The sequence below is a fragment of the Limnohabitans curvus genome (assembly GCF_003063475.1).
Classification (GTDB): Bacteria; Pseudomonadota; Gammaproteobacteria; order Burkholderiales; family Burkholderiaceae_C; genus Limnohabitans; species Limnohabitans curvus.
On sequence record NZ_NESP01000001.1, the window covers coordinates 536,649 to 553,911 of the forward strand.

22 protein-coding genes are annotated in these 17,263 nt (G+C 54.2%); 8 read left to right on the plus strand and 14 right to left on the minus strand.

Annotated features, from left to right (window positions below; all coding sequences use genetic code 11):
* Positions 1–15: 15 nt before the first annotated feature.
* The 4 genes from B9Z44_RS02570 to B9Z44_RS02585 are packed head-to-tail and all read right to left on the minus strand — an operon-like array spanning position 16 to position 4,440.
* Positions 16–1,524 (minus strand): phage portal protein, encoded by a 1,509-nt coding sequence (locus B9Z44_RS02570; protein WP_108401638.1) that lies wholly within the window; start codon positions 1,522–1,524, stop codon positions 16–18.
* Positions 1,524–1,733 (minus strand): phage head-tail joining protein, encoded by a 210-nt coding sequence (locus tag B9Z44_RS02575; RefSeq protein ID WP_108401639.1) that lies wholly within the window; start codon positions 1,731–1,733, stop codon positions 1,524–1,526. Before B9Z44_RS02575 ends, B9Z44_RS02570 begins: the two co-directional genes overlap by 1 nt.
* Positions 1,733–3,877, minus strand: coding sequence for a phage terminase large subunit family protein (locus B9Z44_RS02580; protein WP_108402780.1), 2,145 nt, complete (start codon positions 3,875–3,877; stop codon positions 1,733–1,735). The genes B9Z44_RS02575 and B9Z44_RS02580 overlap by 1 nt, the downstream gene beginning before the upstream one ends.
* An 11-nt stretch (positions 3,878–3,888) precedes the next feature.
* A complete protein-coding gene (locus B9Z44_RS02585) occupies positions 3,889–4,440 on the minus strand; it encodes an elements of external origin (protein WP_245912752.1) in 552 nt (183 codons plus the stop codon).
* A 171-nt stretch (positions 4,441–4,611) separates the two neighbouring features.
* Here B9Z44_RS02585 and B9Z44_RS02590 point away from each other — a divergent pair, with 171 nt between their 5' ends.
* From B9Z44_RS02590 to B9Z44_RS02600, 3 genes are all read left to right on the plus strand, one after another.
* Positions 4,612–4,827 (plus strand): DUF6900 domain-containing protein, encoded by a 216-nt coding sequence (locus tag B9Z44_RS02590; protein WP_108401640.1) that lies wholly within the window; start codon positions 4,612–4,614, stop codon positions 4,825–4,827.
* 109 nt (positions 4,828–4,936) lie between these two features.
* Positions 4,937–5,428 (plus strand): DUF3489 domain-containing protein, encoded by a 492-nt coding sequence (locus B9Z44_RS02595; protein WP_108402782.1) that lies wholly within the window; start codon positions 4,937–4,939, stop codon positions 5,426–5,428.
* Between the two features lie 7 nt (positions 5,429–5,435).
* Complete coding sequence (locus tag B9Z44_RS02600; RefSeq protein ID WP_108401641.1) at positions 5,436–5,795, plus strand: hypothetical protein; 360 nt, start codon at positions 5,436–5,438, stop codon at positions 5,793–5,795.
* A gap of 214 nt (positions 5,796–6,009) precedes the next feature.
* Here the strand turns inward: B9Z44_RS02600 and B9Z44_RS02605 are convergent, their stop codons facing one another.
* From B9Z44_RS02605 to B9Z44_RS02655, 10 genes are all read right to left on the minus strand, one after another.
* Positions 6,010–6,321, minus strand: a complete 312-nt coding sequence (locus B9Z44_RS02605) for an HU family DNA-binding protein (RefSeq protein WP_281258815.1) — start codon at positions 6,319–6,321, stop codon at positions 6,010–6,012.
* Between the two features lie 26 nt (positions 6,322–6,347).
* Positions 6,348–7,595, minus strand: coding sequence for a site-specific DNA-methyltransferase (locus tag B9Z44_RS02610; protein WP_108401642.1), 1,248 nt, complete (start codon positions 7,593–7,595; stop codon positions 6,348–6,350).
* A 666-nt stretch (positions 7,596–8,261) separates the two neighbouring features.
* Positions 8,262–8,699, minus strand: coding sequence for a DUF6362 family protein (locus B9Z44_RS02620; RefSeq protein ID WP_245912753.1), 438 nt, complete (start codon positions 8,697–8,699; stop codon positions 8,262–8,264).
* Positions 8,659–8,895 (minus strand): hypothetical protein, encoded by a 237-nt coding sequence (locus tag B9Z44_RS02625; protein WP_108401645.1) that lies wholly within the window; start codon positions 8,893–8,895, stop codon positions 8,659–8,661. Before B9Z44_RS02625 ends, B9Z44_RS02620 begins: the two co-directional genes overlap by 41 nt.
* Before the next feature lie 188 nt (positions 8,896–9,083).
* Positions 9,084–11,402, minus strand: coding sequence for a phage/plasmid primase, P4 family (locus B9Z44_RS02630; RefSeq protein WP_108401646.1), 2,319 nt, complete (start codon positions 11,400–11,402; stop codon positions 9,084–9,086).
* Positions 11,395–11,700, minus strand: coding sequence for a hypothetical protein (locus B9Z44_RS02635; RefSeq protein ID WP_108360354.1), 306 nt, complete (start codon positions 11,698–11,700; stop codon positions 11,395–11,397). The genes B9Z44_RS02630 and B9Z44_RS02635 overlap by 8 nt, the downstream gene beginning before the upstream one ends.
* Before the next feature lie 106 nt (positions 11,701–11,806).
* Positions 11,807–12,250 (minus strand): DUF6511 domain-containing protein, encoded by a 444-nt coding sequence (locus B9Z44_RS02640; RefSeq protein ID WP_211308677.1) that lies wholly within the window; start codon positions 12,248–12,250, stop codon positions 11,807–11,809.
* Positions 12,251–12,268: 18 nt separating this feature from the next.
* Positions 12,269–12,979 carry a hypothetical protein gene (locus B9Z44_RS02645; RefSeq protein WP_108401649.1) on the minus strand — a complete coding sequence of 237 codons (711 nt, stop codon included), beginning with the start codon at positions 12,977–12,979 and terminating at the stop codon, positions 12,269–12,271.
* A 36-nt stretch (positions 12,980–13,015) separates the two neighbouring features.
* Positions 13,016–13,501: a hypothetical protein gene (locus tag B9Z44_RS02650; protein WP_146180580.1), complete on the minus strand. Its 486-nt coding sequence runs from the start codon at positions 13,499–13,501 to the stop codon at positions 13,016–13,018.
* A 10-nt stretch (positions 13,502–13,511) separates the two neighbouring features.
* Positions 13,512–13,784, minus strand: a complete 273-nt coding sequence (locus tag B9Z44_RS02655) for a helix-turn-helix transcriptional regulator (protein ID WP_108401651.1) — start codon at positions 13,782–13,784, stop codon at positions 13,512–13,514.
* A gap of 195 nt (positions 13,785–13,979) precedes the next feature.
* On the opposite strand from B9Z44_RS02655, the gene B9Z44_RS02660 reads away from it, so the two are divergent.
* The 5 genes from B9Z44_RS02660 (at position 13,980) to B9Z44_RS02680 (ending at position 17,134) form a co-directional block, all read left to right on the plus strand.
* Entirely contained in the window at positions 13,980–14,582 is a 603-nt protein-coding gene (locus B9Z44_RS02660; RefSeq protein WP_108401652.1) for a type IV toxin-antitoxin system AbiEi family antitoxin domain-containing protein, read from the plus strand.
* Positions 14,579–15,412, plus strand: a complete 834-nt coding sequence (locus B9Z44_RS02665; protein WP_108401653.1) for a nucleotidyl transferase AbiEii/AbiGii toxin family protein — start codon at positions 14,579–14,581, stop codon at positions 15,410–15,412. The genes B9Z44_RS02660 and B9Z44_RS02665 overlap by 4 nt, the downstream gene beginning before the upstream one ends.
* Positions 15,413–15,447: 35 nt before the next feature.
* On the plus strand, positions 15,448–16,203 hold the full coding sequence (locus B9Z44_RS02670) for a DUF2971 domain-containing protein (RefSeq protein WP_146180581.1): 756 nt from the start codon (positions 15,448–15,450) through the stop codon (positions 16,201–16,203).
* Between the two features lie 76 nt (positions 16,204–16,279).
* Positions 16,280–16,696 carry a MarR family winged helix-turn-helix transcriptional regulator gene (locus tag B9Z44_RS02675; protein ID WP_108401655.1) on the plus strand — a complete coding sequence of 139 codons (417 nt, stop codon included), beginning with the start codon at positions 16,280–16,282 and terminating at the stop codon, positions 16,694–16,696.
* Positions 16,697–16,741: 45 nt separating this feature from the next.
* Positions 16,742–17,134 carry a tautomerase family protein gene (locus tag B9Z44_RS02680; RefSeq protein WP_108401656.1) on the plus strand — a complete coding sequence of 131 codons (393 nt, stop codon included), beginning with the start codon at positions 16,742–16,744 and terminating at the stop codon, positions 17,132–17,134.
* The last annotated feature ends 129 nt before the right edge of the window (positions 17,135–17,263 follow it).

Here is a 17,263-nt window from a genome sequence, read left to right on the forward strand (position 1 = left end):
GATGAAAAACCGTGTCTAGGTTTCTTGGTCCACCAGCGGCGCATCAGGCACATCTGGTGGGTAGGTGGGTGCCACTTGGTTGGTAGCTCCGTTGCGCGCGACCAAGCGAGGGTCGGTGTCGAGCACCAAGCCCAGCGAGTCGGCGCGTGCGTTGTCTGCGGCAATCTCCCGGTCGATGGATTCCGCGTCGTATCCGTAGGACGAAATAGCTTCTGAGCGGCTCATCAACCCTGAGCGGATGGCCAACTGCATGGCCTTGAACTCTTTCTCGGGATCCACCCATTGCCAGCCCTGTGGGATCCACTTGGCCGCTTGGTACTCGCGCGCTTTGGTTCGGTAGTTGGGCAAATCGAGCTTGCCTTCGAGCACGGCTTGCTGCATCCATGCGCGCCAGATCGGGCGACACAACTGATGCACGATCACGCCGTGCTGCAAGGTCTCACAACGACGCCGAAACTCCAACAAACCTGCACGGATGGATGAGTAGTTCACTTGGGTCAAGTCGCCCGTGAGCATCTCAAACGTGATGCCCATGGCTGCGGCCACTGCTCTGAACTGCTGACGCATGAACTCGGCATAGCTCGAACCCACATCTGCTGGTGCAGAGAACTTGATGTCCTCACCAGGCTCCAAGATCTGCAATGTTCCGGGTTCCATGCCTGCCAAGGCCACACCGCTTTCATCGGCATCACCCTCGCCCATGAGGTTGTCCTCAGGGGCCATGCGGGTGATGAAGCCTGCAAACATGGCAGCCGTTTTCTTGCGCACCAGCTCAGCATCGTCGTACTGGTCCAGCTCATTGAGCTTGACCAACGCTCTTGCCAGCCAAGGCTCACCCCGAATCTGTCCCGGTCGAAGTGGTCGGTACAGATGCACGATTTCAGCCGCATCCACCCGGACCAGATCAAGACTCCCGGTACCAGACATAGGCGCAAGCATTCCGTCATTAGGGTGCGCGCGATACAGGTGGTACGCGACGCGTCGGCCCAAGAGATCAAACTCAATGCCCGCTCGAATCACATTGCCGTTGGGCAAGTCTTGATTCAAGCTGATGGGCAAGTGTTCTGCTTCGAGCACTTGGAGCTGAAAAGCCACCGACAGGTTGTCTTCCGCTCTTCGGTAGCGCATGCGCACAAACGCCTCACCACCTTCGAGCATGGCGCGTGTGGCCAAGCCTTGAAGGCCATAAAAGTCTGTCAACCCCGCCGCATCGGCATCCTCACACCAACTCCACCACAAGGCATGCACTGCCTCGCGCTGGGGTGGGTCTTGAATCATGCTTTGCGGCTTGATGCCCGTGCCAATCGCGTTGGCCACAAAGGCATCAATGCCTGCAGCGGCCCAAGCGTTGCGACGCACAAGGTCACGGCTCTTGGTGCGCAACTGGTCTTGGGTAAGCGCCAGCGCTGAGACAGCACCCGGATTGCCCGGATTCCATTTCAGTGCGCGTCGCCCCATCCCTGTTCCGTCATAGACCGGGGTGTTGCCAAACATCCGGCGTTTGATGGTGTTGATCCAGCCCATCACAACTCCTTAGACGTTGTGATGCGAATCTGGCGCGACTTGCGCTTACCTGCTGCACGTGCGATCTTCGACTCCACTTCGGCAATGGCCGCCTTGAGGTCGGTCACGCTTCGGTACTCGACACTCTTGCCGTCATACGTCACGCGATGCTCGCCGCTGGCCAAGGCCTCTCGCAAAGCCTGAAGGTGTTGTTCGGTATAGCTCGTCATCACTTCATCCAGTTACTGCGAATGACCCTCCTGCCGAGCTGGGGGACTTTGTTCATAAAAAAGCCACCGACGGGGGTGGCTGGGAGAGTTGTGGGCGTTGAAGGGTTTGGCAATGCTGGCGGGCTGCGCCATGGAACGTCGTCCACAAGTTCGTCCACCTCCTCTTCGGCATGGACTTCGACCTTGGGCTCTGCTTCCACAAAGTCCACGTCACCGTTGGGTGGCCGCACACCTTGAATTCCTTGCAAGAACTCAGGCGTTTCAAAACCTGGACGCACTGGGAACAGTCCGTCCATGCGCAACTCCGGTGGCTCAGCGCTCAGCGGAATGCCAAGTTGGCGCTCAAGCTCCAACCAGTGACGTTCCTCAAAGCGGTCTAAGCCCGCCAGACTGGCAGCGGCACGTGCGTACACGTAACAGTCCAAGGCCTCGTTACGCTCACGCACTTTTTGCCACTCGCGAAACGAGAAGCCATTGCGGTCACGCCGCGTGACCAGTTGTTCTGAACACAGTTGCTGGACGTACTCGGCATCGACTTGCGGCAAATGGACGTACCCGTTGGGGAACACAATCTCGCCGTCTTCGGTGACCTCAATCGTTTTGCGCAGGTTGTTGAAGAATTCCAACTTGGCAATGCCACCCACCACCGCATAGACACGCAGGCCTCGGCGCAGACGCCTGCCATTGGTAGTCATGTCCACAGCAGTAGGCAAACCAACCAACGCTGCACCACGCGCCACACCCTTCATCGGCAACAAGCGCGGGTCATGCTGGCGACGCACAAAGGCATAAGCCTCTTGGGTTGCATAGCCGGTATCAAGCCCCATGCGCACCAAGCGCATCGGCACACCACTGATGTGCGTCCAGCTCTCTTGGAGCATGAGCCCCAAACGCAGCCAGACATCATCTCGGGCGGTATCGCCTTCGAGCACCCGGTGCTCGATGAGCCAAGAGCGCTTCTCCCGACCAAAGCCCCAGATGGAGACTTCGATACGGTCTTTTTGAATGTCGATGCCACCTGCAAGCAGGAGTGCGCCATAGGGCACCGTGCCCATGCGGTACGACTCACGTCGCTCAAGCAAGCGCTCCCACTCAGGCGTTTCGCCTTGCTCGACCCAAGTCTCACCCAGCTCGGTGTTCTTAAAAGCCTTCAATGCGGTTGCTGACCCTTGCGCCAGCTCCCACGCCTGTGCAATCTCTACCCAACTGCGCCAACCCACCGGGCTGTACAGACTAGACAGATGAAAACCAGCCGTGCGACCGTTACCAGGAATGGTTGCCACCCAGCGCCCAAGCTCCAACATTTGGGTCTTGGCGTGTTCGTAGATGGGCTCTTCGCATCCTGTGCAAAGGTACCGCACTGAGTCCGGCTGGCCCTTCTCCCAAATCAAACGCTCAAACTGCAAGCGTTGCTCATGCCTGCAGTGGGGGCATGGCACCATGAAGTGGCGTTGGTCCGATTGCTCAAACTCCCGCTCGATGCGAGAAGCACCAGAGATGGTCGGGGTCGACACAATCAAAATCTTGCGGCGGGCAAACGTACGGGTACGAGCCTCCGCCAGCGAGATGGCGTCACCCTCACCTTCCACGTCACCGGGGTATCCATCCACCTCGTCCAAGAAGAGGTAGCGCACAGGCATGGAGCGCAGGCCTACCGCGCTGTTCGCCCCTGTGAGGACCAACACCCCACCTCGGAACTCCTTGGCAAGGATGGTGTTGCCCGAGTCACGGGCACGCGCAGGTGCGATGAGGGCTGAGAGTGTTTCGCTCTCTTCAATCAGCGGGTCAATCCGCTGCTTGGAGTTTCGTTTGGCCATCTCCACCGTGGGGGCTACGGCCATCATGGGGCCTGGTGCCATGTGAATCACATAGCCAATCCAGTTGTTACCGCACTCGGTACCGCCCACTTGAGCGCCCTTCATGAACACCACACGCTCCACGGGTGAGGTGGGCGAAAGGCAATCCATGATCTCCTTGAGATACGGCGTGCGGCTCGTGCGCCAGCGGCCAGGCTCAGAAGCTGACTTACCCGACAAGAAGCGGTACTGGTCAGCCCATTCAGAAACACTTAGTAATGGGTCGGGGGTGAGTCCCTCGCGCCATGCCTCAGCGATGGTATCAATTCCGTCGTAGTGTTCAAACACATTGGTGTTCCTCAATCGATTCGCACCGCCATGTCACCTAAGTCGAGCAAATGCTCACGCACCGCCTTCTCCAAGACCTGGTGCATTTGGTGAGCATCGACGTTCAAGTCAGACGCTAGCTGTGCAGAGACACGAGCGGGCCAGTTCAGCCACGCATCGCGCTGTGTGCGCGCTAATTTGTAGACATGGGCCACCGCTTGGGATCGGTCCACCAAGTCGCCCTTCAGGCGCGCCAGACGCACCTTGTTGGTCTGAGCTTTGAGTACCTCGTTGGCGGTGCGCGCTTGCAGCAAGGTGGTGCCACCCGCTGCAGGCGATTGCGCCCCAGATGAATCCCCTAACGTCTCCCGAACGCTGGCAATCGCCTCGTTGGGTACGGGGCGTTGTTCGCCGCGTTGCTGAGCGGCATCGGTGTTGCGCCGCCACTCATCGTTTGCCCGGTCCACATCAATGGAGCCATCTGCATTGGCCGTGATGCGTCCTGAGTTGATGGCTTTGCGCACAGCGCCTTCGGAGATTCCACGGTAGCGGGCATAAGCGCGCATGGACATGTTTTGGCTCATGAATGAGGTCCTGTGAGTGCGTGCGGGTGAATAAGCGTACTAAAGCGTGCCAGTGCGCACTCATGTCCAAGTGGTTCAGTCTGACTTAAAGAACAACTTGATCTTGTTCACGAACAGAGCGTTCATACGTACATGCGCTAACGCATTTGATTAACTTTTTTGGAGCGATTGATGAACCACCACACCACGACTAACGCGATCACCGCGCCCTCTTCGCTTTTGGAGCAGATAGCTTTGAAACACTTTTTTGTCCAGACCCTGCAGACACAGAACCGCGACTGCTTGGACTTCCACGACGTTTCGGTTTGGGCGATTGAGTCGGCTCTGAAGTCTGCGTTTGAGGCAGGGGTTCAGGCGGCTTTGAAGGAGAAGACAAAGAAGGCTTAAAGAGCACAAGGAGTTCAAGCAAGAGATTCACAACTCGCTTGACTCGATCGGAAATAGAAGCGTTCATAACGCACCTCACTGATAAAGATTTGAAAAAGGAATGAAAGACATGACCACACAACTCACAGCCACCCAGCAAGCCATCCTTGCCCACGCCCACCAACACACGGCTGGCAAGATTGAATGGTTCCCCGAGAACATCAAGGGCGGCGCGCGCCAGAAAGTGCTCGACGGATTGTTCAACCGCGCACTCATCACCAAGAGCGCCAGCAACTGGTTGATTGCAGCCGAGGGCTACGACGCGCTCGGTGTGCCACGCAAGGGGGCAGTCAACGCGCCAACGGCAGATACCACCGATGCGCCAGCGAATCCCACAACACCTCGCACACGAGAAAACAGCAAGCAAGCCCAAATGATTGAGTTGCTCAAGCGCCCCGATGGAGCCACCTTGAATCAACTGGTCGAAGTCACTGGCTGGCAAGCGCACACGGTTCGTGGCGCGATGGCCGGGGCTTTGAAAAAGAAACTGGGCTTGAACATCGCATCCGACAAAACAGATGGTCAAGAACGTAAATACCGCATCACCACCACAACCGTTTGAGGACCTCATGAACCCCATCACCATCACCATTGAATCCAAGCCCATCACCATCAACTTCGATGATCGCGAATTGCAGGTTCAAAAGCTCAGCATCCCACTGCCCTTTGGTCGTAAGCCCACAGATATCGAAGACATTGCTGCTTGCGGTGTCGAGGCGGTCTATGTGACCGAGATTCGGGATATGGATCCCGAAGAATTTGATGGCTTTAAATTGAACTTAGGCAAATCTCGCGACTGGCTGAAAGGCAAAGGGGGCGAATACTGGGATGGCAGGTTGTGCGTGATGGTGCGTGCACCCGGTAGGCCCTACTTGTTCATCGATCCATCCGGAGGAGACAGCGTTCGCTACCTCGCACGTCTGGGCTGATGAATCGCTTTACTTCTGCCCAAGGTAGAGCGTTCATAGAGTCATCGCAACGCAAACGGAGAAACAACATGAAAACCGTACACGAAATCAAAACGCAATACACCGAAAGAGTTGCACCAAAAGTCTTATTGCATGCACAAACAATAGCGCTGTAAAAAGAAAAGGCGGCAAGGTCTGAACCTTTGCCGCCTTGAGCGATGCACAAGAGAAGTGATTACTTCTTCTTGTTCAATGCTGCTTTGAAAGCTGCACCAGGTGTGAACTTAGGCACATTGGCAGCAGCGATCTTCAATGCTTCGCCAGTACGTGGGTTACGACCCGTACGTGCAGCACGCTTGGTGGCCTTGAAAGTACCAAAGCCAATCAACTGGACATCTTGCTTCTTAGCAACAGACTTGGTGATGATTTCAAGCAATGCATCGATTGCACGACCAGCAGCGGCCTTTGACATTTCGGTTTCGTGGGCCAACGCCTCGATCAATTCAGTCTTGTTCAATTTTTTCTCCTTTTGATGAACGGTCGAGATTCTGACACGGCCATGTGTCAACTCGCTCAAGGGTTTTCGACAAGAACTTGAGGCGTATCAAGCTCTGCCGTATCTGCACGGTGAAGGACTGCCTTCTTGCCCGTGAAGTCCTCCCAACGCTTGACGATCACATCAACGAACTTGGGATCCAACTCCATGAGTCGGGCGTGTCGGTTGGTTTTTTCACAAGCAATTGCTGTGGTGCCAGAGCCACCGAACAAGTCGAGCACGATGTCTCGGCTCTTGGATGAGTTCTTCACGGCGCGCTCAACCAGCTCCACTGGTTTCATCGTGGGATGCAGGTCATTGACGCGGGGCTTGTTGTAAAACCAAACATCAGCCTGATCGCGGTCACCGCACCAGAAATGATCTGAGCCCTGCTTCCAACCGTAGAGGATGGGCTCGTATTGGCGCTGATAGTCAGCACGTCCTAACGTGAACGAGTTCTTAGCCCAAATCACAAAGGTCGACCACTTACCACCCGCATCGAGCCAAGCTTTTTGCAAGGTGTGGAGCTCAGATGAGCTCATGCACACGTAGCACGCGCCCTTGGTCATGATCAGCAGGTTCAGGCAAGCGTCGTACAAGAACTTGTAGAACCCATCGCCCAAAGCATCGTTCAAGATTCGACGATCTTTGCCGCGCATCTTGTCTTTGGCGCTGTTGCCGTAGTCCACGTTGTAGGGCGGGTCTGTGAAGGCCATATCTGCGAGCTGGCCATCCATGAGGCGCTCAACATCCGAGAGCACCGTGGAGTCACCACAAAGAAGGCGGTGGTTGCCGAGAATCCACAAGTCCCCAGGTCTGGAAACAGGATCTACTGGTGGTTCTGGGATTGCATCATCCTCGGTTAAACCACCGCCTTCATCTTGCGGATTGAGCAACTCGTCAATCTCGTCATCCGTAAACCCCATGAGAGAGAGGTCGTAGTCGGCTGCTTGCAACTCAGCCAGCTCGAGCTTCAAAAGCTCTTGGTCCCAACCTGCGTTTTCCGCAATGCGGTTGTCGGCCAAGATGTACGCCTTTTTTTGCTCAGGGGTCAGGTGGGCCAGCTCGATGACTGGCACCTCGTTAAGGCCAAGCTTTCTGGCTGCCATCAATCGACCGTGGCCTGCAATGACGCCCCGCTCACCGTCTGTGAGGATGGGGTTGGTCCAGCCGTACTCGGCGATGGATGCTGCGATTTGTGCGACCTGCGCATCGTTGTGCGTGCGGGCATTGCGGGCGTACGGGATGAGCGTATCGACCGCGATCATTCGAATCTCGGGTGTCATAGGGGCCTTGGGTAAAATTTCACAAACAACAACGAAAAGCTGCAGTGCGAATCAAAGTCATAAACGGGGTCTTAGCCCGTCAGAAAAATAAAGATGGAAGCGATGCAGGCTTTGCACCACTAGTCGCAGGGACTTACGAGGTCACAGGCCCCGCCAAGGACGGCCAACTCGAAGTCCAGAAAGATGCTGAGCACAGCGTGTTCATGCCACTCGATAAGCTCGACCACTACGTCAAGCTAGGTGACGTTCAAATCATTTGAGAAGAGCACTGGGTGCGTACCCGGTGCGTACTGCGTACCCCGAATTTAGGGCTGTCGGTAGCGAAATCTCGCGCCTTTGCCCCCCGCATAGGTTTATCGCCAGGAAGGACCCGTGAATTCAGGAAGTTGGGGGTAACTTGGCTTGATCGACGCCAGTGGTTGGGCGTTTTGTGCCTGAGATGGCGCATGGATTCGTGAGGTCACGCGCTACGAGTCACTTACTCTTTCTCACTTAGCCACTTACGGTCACTGTGTGGGTTCACTTGACTCACAACTGCCGCGACCATAGACAGAAATGTAGCTTCAAAACGCTGAAATGTTGCAGCGTGATTTGGGCTCAAAAGCCGCGCATTTCCTCTCCCCATTCAACTGCGCCGCTTACTCACGTCAAATCACGCTAGAACCCTCACAAACGGTTCGCAGATGGTTTTGCTTTGGCGTTGAGCTTGTCGGTCACGACTTGAATGTCCCTCTTCCAACGTCTCCACGCTGTGGTGCGGTCGCAGCCAAAGCGCTTACCGATCTCTCGCCAGTCGTACCGCTTGGCGCGCATCCACACCAAGTGCCGCTCATCCAACTCCAAGACTTGTACCCACTGCATGACCTCAAGCATCAGGTCCACGTCCTTGGGACTAGGTGGCGGCAATCGATACAACTTGTCGCGATCGGGATATGCCTCGAGTTCACTTTGCGCGACCACAGGCCAAGTGCTCACGTAGCCTTGCACCGTCACTCGAGGCAGTCGCCTCGCAGTGCGTGCCGCTTCCGTGAAACGCTCGGCCACAACATCAATCGTCCACACCTCATCCATGCTGGCCTCTCTTGGGTGAGTTTGGTGAGGCATGGTGTGATTGGCCGTAGAGCCGCTCACCAATGCTGCGAATGAGTTGACGCTCCAAAAAGTTCAGACGTGTGTCTTGCTCAGAGATGACCAAGATGTGTTGCTCTCGCCATCCTTGGCGCTTGGTGGCTTCAACATCCATGGGGTTGGCTTGAATGCGCCCAAGGGGCGATGGATAGTGCGGTTGGGGAATGTTCATTGAACACCTCCAATCGTGAAATATCCATGTGCCGATGGGGAGGCAAATGCGTCAAATGACGCATTTGACGTTTTAAAACATTTCTTCTCTTTATGCGCGTATGTACGTACGCGTAGAGAACTACTGTTAAGTAGTGTCGCAAGTGTCAAAGTACCTATTTTTGAATTCCTTAGTTTCATTTTTATCTCCTAGTTATCGTTGTAGGGGTAGCTGCGATTCGGGAAATTCGTGGGCTGTTTGATGTCAATACCCGCAAAGCCCCGAACGCCCATGGAGTTGCGCCACTTGTCGAAACGTCGCGTGATGAGCGCATCAGAAAAACGGCGTTGAGTGCCCACGAACTCACCGCTCATCTCGGCCCATTGCTTCCAATCGTTGAAGAGAGTCACCGTCAGCGCTTTGTCATTGGCTCCAAGCTTGCAGCGCTCATCCATCCAACGCCCCATGGCGTCTTCGCCCTCGAAATACTCATCCGTGGCACTGGTCACCGAGAGAGGTTGCTTGAGCCCGATCTGCTGCCAGAGCAAACAACCCTGTAGCGCCCAAGCCAAGATGCCGTCGCGCTCAGAGAGCAACTTCTCCGTGAGCAAGGGGTCACGTTTCTCAGGAGGCACCGTGATCGTGAAAGGGATCAAGTGCATGCGACGACGCATCGCCTCATCGATGTTTCGAATGGCTGGCTTGTGGTTGCCCGCAATCAAGAGCTTGAACTGAGGCGGGTAGGTGAAGAAGTCTTGGTGCATCAGTCGAGCCGTCACCAAGTCACCACCTGTGATGGCTTTGATCTTGGATTCGTTCCAACGCCTGCCCTGCTCGGTTTCTGTAGCCGAGACGAAACGTGCACCACGTAAGCCCGCGAGGTCTGTTGGGTGACGGTCTGAGCGTGTTTCCATGAACGTGTCCATGGGAGCGTTGGCCGCGTAATCACCCAAGATGGTTGAGATGACATTGACGAACACGGACTTGCCGTTAGCCCCTGTGCCGTACAGGAAGAACAAGGCGTGCGTGCTGATATCGCCCGTGAGGCAGTAGCCCACCACGCGTTGCAAGTACAGCTGCAACTCTTTGTCGCCCCCTGTGACGTTCTCAAGGAAATTAGCCCACACGGGGCTTTCACCTTTGGGTGTGGCTGTGGTGACCTTGGTCATGCGTCGATCGCGCCTGTGTGGCCCCATTCCGCCACGCCTGAGGTCAATGATTCCACCAGGCGTATTGAGCAACCAAGGATCGGCATCCCACTCCTCAACGGTCGCACTGTGACGTGGGTCAGTGCGAACAATGCGTTCAATCGCAGACATGGTGCTCGAGCCAGCCAAGCGGGACTTGAGTCTTGGCGTGTCTGCTTTATAGGACGCGGCACGACAAACCGTTCGACTCAGGTGATGCACGTAGAGCGACTTGTCGATGTTCCAGCGCACGCCATTCCACACCAACCATTTGCCCCATGGTGAACAAAACCGCCAGTCCTCACCAAACTGGCGCGTAAACGCCATGGCCAAGCCATCTTCAGTGGTGTAGTCCAGTCCATCCACGATGTCTGTTGCCATGTTCTCGTCGGCTTGACGCACAACAGGCATGCGGTCGCCCGCCGCGATAAAACCAGCGACATCAAACCCTTCGACGCGCGCATCGGCCACATCCCAACCTTCAGGTTTTTCCTCAGGGGGTTGGAGGATTGCGCAGCTGAGTGCCCCCGCGAGCAGGATGGCTTGTGACGCACGGTCCGCATAGTCCCAACCAGGCTTGTCGCGGTCAGGCCAGATGAGCACATGCTTGCCAGCAAGTGGTGTCCAGTCAGTTTTATCCACGGGCGCATTAGCACCGTGCATGGCAGTCGTGGCGCACACGCCCAACTCAATCAGCGCTTGGGCGCACTTCTCACCTTCGACCAGAACGATTCGCTCTGAGTACGAGATACCGGGCTGGTTGAACAAGGGACGCGGGTCAGGGGGAGCCATCTTGCGACGCTTCACATCCCACGGGCGAAACTCTTTCTTACCGGGCTCGGGGTCGTAGCGGTAGACCACCGCAATCAGCTTGCCTGATGCATCTTGGTAGTCCCACTTAGCAGTGGCAGGTCCAAGTTCATCGACTGCAGGTGTTTTGACTTTGTCTTTACTTGGGGGGCGTTGCGGCAGTGAATCCACTCGCCCAAGTAAGCCCTTGGCTCGTTTGAGCACATCGGGGAAATGGGTCTGGATGTTGAGCTGGTAGTGACGCGCAATCAGATCGAAGATGTCACCACCCTCACCTGTTGCGCGGTCAGTCCACAGTCCTGCCTTGGGGCCTGAGAGCAGCAACTCCAAACTGTCACCTGGTCCGCCCATCACATCGCCCACCAAGTACTTGGTGTTGCGGCGTTTGCCTGCTGGCCAAATCTCAGCAATGAGTGTGCTCAAGTGCTCAAGCAAAGCTTGTCGGATGTCGTCTTTCTCGCGCGAGCTATCCGTTTTAGATGGAATCGTTTTACGAAACGCCTCTTGGGCAGGGTCATTGAAATCAAGCATGTGCAGCCTCGCCTCCTTGAGAGTGGCGAGATGGCTCAGACGCCAGTTGGTCCTGTGCCTCCTTTGCTTGCGCCGCCAGTAGCTCACCTAGTTGTGCATGCCACACCCGCAACTCGTTGAGGCGATAGCGCACCAGCTTGTTGATGTAGTAATGCGGGATCTGAAGCTTCTTGCGCTTATAGGGATTGCGGAAAAAGTAAAAAGGCAGGTTGAACGCGATGGCAGCTTGCTCAGACGAGAGCATGGTCTCGAAGGAGTTTGAGTTGGTGTGTGAATTTCGTGGTGTTTGATTTGTCATGGCAAAAGCTCTCCCTACCAACCACCGCAGTGGTCAGCATCAGGTTTGAAAATTGAATAAGACGCAGCAGCTCTTACTGCGTCTGGGGCTTAGATCTAGGTCTAGCCTAGGACTCGTGGCCAAGCATCCGTAAGGGCGGGTACTTGCTCGCTTCATGCGCTTGCACCATCGCTTCGACATAGGTGGTGACCACAGCGTTGATCAAGAGCAAGGCCTCCTCCTGTGAGTAAGTACTCAGCGCGCGGTCCATGCCCACTTCGTTCGCTGCCTCGCCCAAGGGTTTGAGGCAACGACGCATGGCGGCCATCTCAGCTTCGGAAGGATCAATCACATCGCCCTCCTTCACCGAGATGCGTACATCGCCACGGTTGAGCAAACGCACGCTCGCTTCGTAGAGTTTGTGAAAACACCGCTGGCAACGCTGCGAGCAAAACACCCAATCGACGGGATAGCGTGCGGCACGTCCGACCTTGAATCGAATGTCCGTATGTCCAAAGCCTCTGGCCTGCCGTGCGCACACCCAACACTTCATGACTGCGCGTTTGCTCACCATGTGTCACAACTTGACTCACTGAGCCCATGAAGGACGTCCCTGCGTGCTTGGCACACGCGTTTGGGTTGAGTACCCCGTGGGCGGGTAATTCGATGGCGGCAAATTGGCAGGAGGAATATGCGACACAGGAACCGCCGCAGCGGGGGCACCTCCGTTTGAACCACTAGGGCCAGCAATCGCCTGCGCTTTGGCCAAGATCAAATCGGAGTAGTCCTTGTGATCAGGCTCAATCACCATGCGGATGATGTTGCGCAACTCACCCTTGCCGTCTTTTTCAACACCAATGCGTGCCGGGAACTCCACGCCATCTAGATCTGAAAAACCTCGGATTTGTCGCGCATGCGCCGCCTCAGGTGAGTTGTCATCCGGGTGGATGTTGCGCGAGCTGTTGAGCACCGCCTTGATAAAGCTGCGCCCCATTTGTCCCCACGTAGGTCCCTTATTGGAGTGCAAGCCAACATTGCTCCAGATCTTGCGTTTGGCGAACTGGCCGTGCAGCACAACAAACTCACACGACAGGAAAACGGCGCCTGTTTCATGTGAAGCAGTTGCGTAACCACCCGTCCATCCGCGCTCGGGCTCGTCATAGCCACCGGGTTTGATGGTCATGCGCATCACAGCTTGGGTGCCTTTGGGGATCAGGTCAAAGCCACTTTGTTGGGCTTCGGCGTCGTTGAAATCATTCCAGCTGCTGGGAGCGTTTTGGGTGTGTTGTTCTGGGTACATGTGTAAATCCAATGAATGTGTGAATGAGGGGTAGATTCAGAGCTGGACTTCGCCGACCCAATGAATCTTGAATTGAGGCTCGATGACAAGCTCTTGGCGTGCGGGCTGGAAAGCTGCTCGCAGTAATGGGTGCCACTTGGCATAGTCCTCCTCGGACACTGACAAGTGAACTTCCATGAAGTCCTGCACGCGGTCCCCGGCTGCGACCATGCGGTCGGCGATTTGAGTGAGGTGCTCCTGATCCCAGACGATCTCTTTTGCTTGCGAGACATCAATCTGCAAGTCCCCGTCGTCAATACGGAAACGTGCAGACTCCTCCTCACCAAAGCTATTGGCTTGTCGGATTTGCTCGTCGTAGCGCTGTTCAAGCCCACGGTTAATACGCCCACGCATCTGGATACTCCAGTCATGGAGTTCTTGCACCGCATGGCTGAACTGAGCCAGTTGGTCTTTGGGGAGTCGGCTGATTTGGTTGGCCGAGAGGTCCGGCAAAGCGGCCTGGTGGAGTTGGAGGTGGTTCATGTTTGGCTCCTCAGCTTGCGACACGTTGTGAAGTCGAAATGTGTTGCACGAAGTTCTCGTACGCCTCAATCGCATTAACGGTGTAGGTCACGCGCTTGCCAAGCTTCAGGTAGTGAGGACCACGACCTTCAGTACGCCAGCGTTGCAGGGTTTTGGGACTCATGCCCCAACGAGAAGCCAGATCAGCTTCTGTGAAGACCATTCGCTCGGCAGGCAGAGCTTCTTGACCAGGGATGCCGAGAGGGGAAGTACGCCCGGTTCGGGCAGGTGTTGCAGACCGCATATTTACTCCTTTGATTTAGTAGAGGGACAACGGCTCTATTTCAGGAAATCAATGGAGAACTGATAAGGAACTGATTGGTGAACTTATGCGAAAACTCCAGTTCGCCATTGGGGTAGTGCCGGTCTTCCTTTTTAAGAAAGTCACATAACGTCGGTATTTATTGACAAATACCGACGTTATGTGATAATTCTTTCCATGACGATCCGCCAATCCTCTATAGCTAGTCTGATCAAACGTCGTGCTCTACTGCGCCCAAGTGACGCCGTGGCACGTGGCTATTCACGCGTGTATCTAGCCCGACTAGCCAAGCAAGGAATCGTTCATCAAGTAAGCCGTGGGCTCTATGCCACACCTCAACGCAAAGAGACTGAGTTCTCAAGCCTTGCGGAAATAACAAGCAAGCACCCTAAAACGCTCGTCTGCCTGCTGTCAGCCCTGTCGTTTCACGGACTGACCACACAAGCCCCGCATGAGGTGTGGATTGCCGTGGGCAACAAGGACCGCATTCCGAAAATGTCTTACCCACCGCTACATGTCGTTCGCTTCGGCGGGGAAACAATGACTGCCGGAGTCACGAAACAGAAAATTGATGGCGTTGAGATAAAGATCACCAGCATTCCCAAAACGATCGCAGATTGCTTTAAATTCAGGAACAAAATTGGGCTGGACGTTGCACTTGAGGCACTAAAGGAAGCTTGGACGTCCAAGCGCGTGACGATGGATGAGCTTTGGCACTTCAGCAAGCTGTGCCGTGTACAAAATGTAATGCGCCCCTACCTAGAAGCACTTGCCTCATGAACTACTCACCTGCTGCCGTTCGCGCTCGCTTGCTCGCAAAAGCCAAGGCCGAGAATCAGGACTTTTCGCTTGTTCTAACGCGATATGGGCTTGAGCGCATGCTCTATCGTCTTAGCGTCTCCACCAACAAGGACAACTTCTTGCTCAAAGGCGCACTGCTCTTTGACATGTGGTTTGATGTCCCGATGAGACCGACCCGCGACATCGACTTGCTCGGGTTTGGTCTTGCCGAAGAGCCGCTGGTACTCGCCACATTTCAAGAAATGTGCGGCATTGAATGCGATGACGGAATTCAATTTGACATTGGCAGCATCAAGGTCGCTGAAATCAGAAAAGAAGCCAACTACTCCGGCCTGAGAGTTACTTTAATCGGGCACGTTGACTCAGCACGATGCCCCGTTCAAATCGACATAGGCTACGGGGATGCAGTCACTCCAGCACCTGAACATGCAGACTACCCTGTAATGCTCGAAGGTCTACCCGCACCAAAGTTACGAATCTATCCAAGATACACAGTCGTGGCGGAAAAGTATGAAGCCATCGTCTCTTTGGGTATGGTCAATACAAGGCTCAAAGATTACTTTGACATGTGGGTCATCTTTAATTCCGCAGAGCTTGATTCAGCAGTACTCACTGAAGCCATTGACGCAACATTCGCACGTCGCAATACACAAACGCCCCAAACCACTCCAGTTGGATTGACGGCAAGCTTTGGTCAAGATGCGCAAAAGACCAAGCAATGGGAAGCGTTCATCAGGAAAAATCAACTGCATGCACCAGACTTAAACACGGTAGTTGAGTTTCTAAAAATCAAACTATCTCCTCTTTGAGGATTCGCTACATATCAAATCGACAAGGTGAATCAATGGCGGCAAGCAAAGTACCCAATTATCTTAGGCGCTATACCGACCTTCCTGCATTGCTGCACATGCTTTCCACAAGGAAAATTACGCTGCTAGATCCCAAAACTTGGGATGACCGCAACGATGCATATTTCATGTCGCAATACAAAGCGCGAAAGAATCTAACGACGCTACTTGCTCTTTGTTTTTCACAAGTCCCTGAGACATATCACCACTGGCATGTTTTCTCGAAAGGTCCTGCCGGAGTTTGTATCGTCTTCGATCGTGCAGAGCTTTTGAATGCTCTTAACCAGCAAATCGGCATTTCTGTCGACACAGTCGAATACCTCACATTGAACGAAGCAAAAAAACGAGAATTCACCGTTCCCCGTCTTCCCTTTCTCAAAAGATCTGGATTTAAACCAGAGGGCGAATTTCGAGCCATTTATGAATCACAGCACGAAGAATGCGCAGTCATCGATATACCAATCAATCAATCGTGCATTCGCAGCGTGTCGCTGAGTCCATGGCTAAATTCCAGCTTGTCATCCTCAGCGATTAAAGCGATTCGCTCGATTGATGGGTTTAAAAAACTACCTGTATCGCGCTCAACCCTCATCTCCAATGAGCAATGGAAAACCTTCGGAACAAACGCCGCAGACTTCGTCCTAAGCATGCTTACTGAATCACCTAGTTTCATGGGGAACGGAAGTTTTCGTATGCACTCATTCTTGGCCAAGAGCCAACAGTCAGATTTGGTTCTCCTATATCCGCGTTAACTGTATTAAAAAATGACGGTATTGGTGAATTAACAAGTAGTTGCATAGCTAATCAAAATCAAGTATTCTATCTACGATGTTTGATCATTGCTTATATTTCAACACCGCCGCTTTGGCTCGTCGCCTTGAGCGTGAATGGACGGAAGCATTTTCGATGTTTGGGGTATCTCCGCCGCAAGCGTTCATGCTGCGGGTGATACTTGCCAAACCTGGATTGCTTCAGCGCGAACTTGCAGATGAACTCTCCATAGCCAGACCTACCGCGACACGCGCATTGGACTTCCTGCAAACGAAGGGGCTCATTGAGCGACGTGGGCGCGATGGAGATGGACGAGAAGTCTGTATCCAACCTACAAAGAATGCCATTGCCATCCATGCTGCATTAAATAAGGCAAGCGGGACAGTGACCAGCAAGCTCAAAAAGCTTCTGGGCGAGGCTGAATTTGGAGAAACAGTGTCGAAGATTCGTAGTGTTCGTTCAGGCCTTGAATGAGCATTTTTTGTTTACATAGTTGCATAGCTAATTAAAGGAGTCCATATGCCAATCTTGAATGTAAAAGTCAGCGGCCAGCGGTCAAAGGAGATGACAAAGAGTATCTCGAAAATCCTCTTGGAGCTTACCAGCAGAATTTTGCGCAAGGACCCGGAGGTCACCGCGATAGCCATAGAGTACGTCCACCCGGAAGACTGGATTGTTGCGGGCAAGTCGTTGGCGGAGCATGGCAAGAGCAGTATTTACTTTGATATCAAAGTAACCGACGAAACCAACACCAAAGCTGAAAAAGCTCAGTACATCCGGGAAGCGTTTGATGCCTTTTCGACGCTACTTGGTGACTTGCACAATGAAAGTTACATCTATGTGCAGGATGTGAGGGCTACGTCCTATGGGTTCAGTGGACTCACTCAGGAGTACCGTTATCACCACGGATGACGACTTAATTTAGATAACCATTTTTCAACCCTTCAGAGACATTCACCGTTGGAATTCCAATAATGGCGATCAGACTAAACCTGTCTCCAGCTCACTCGCCTAAAAGGCTGCAATAGGCTGATTACAGCC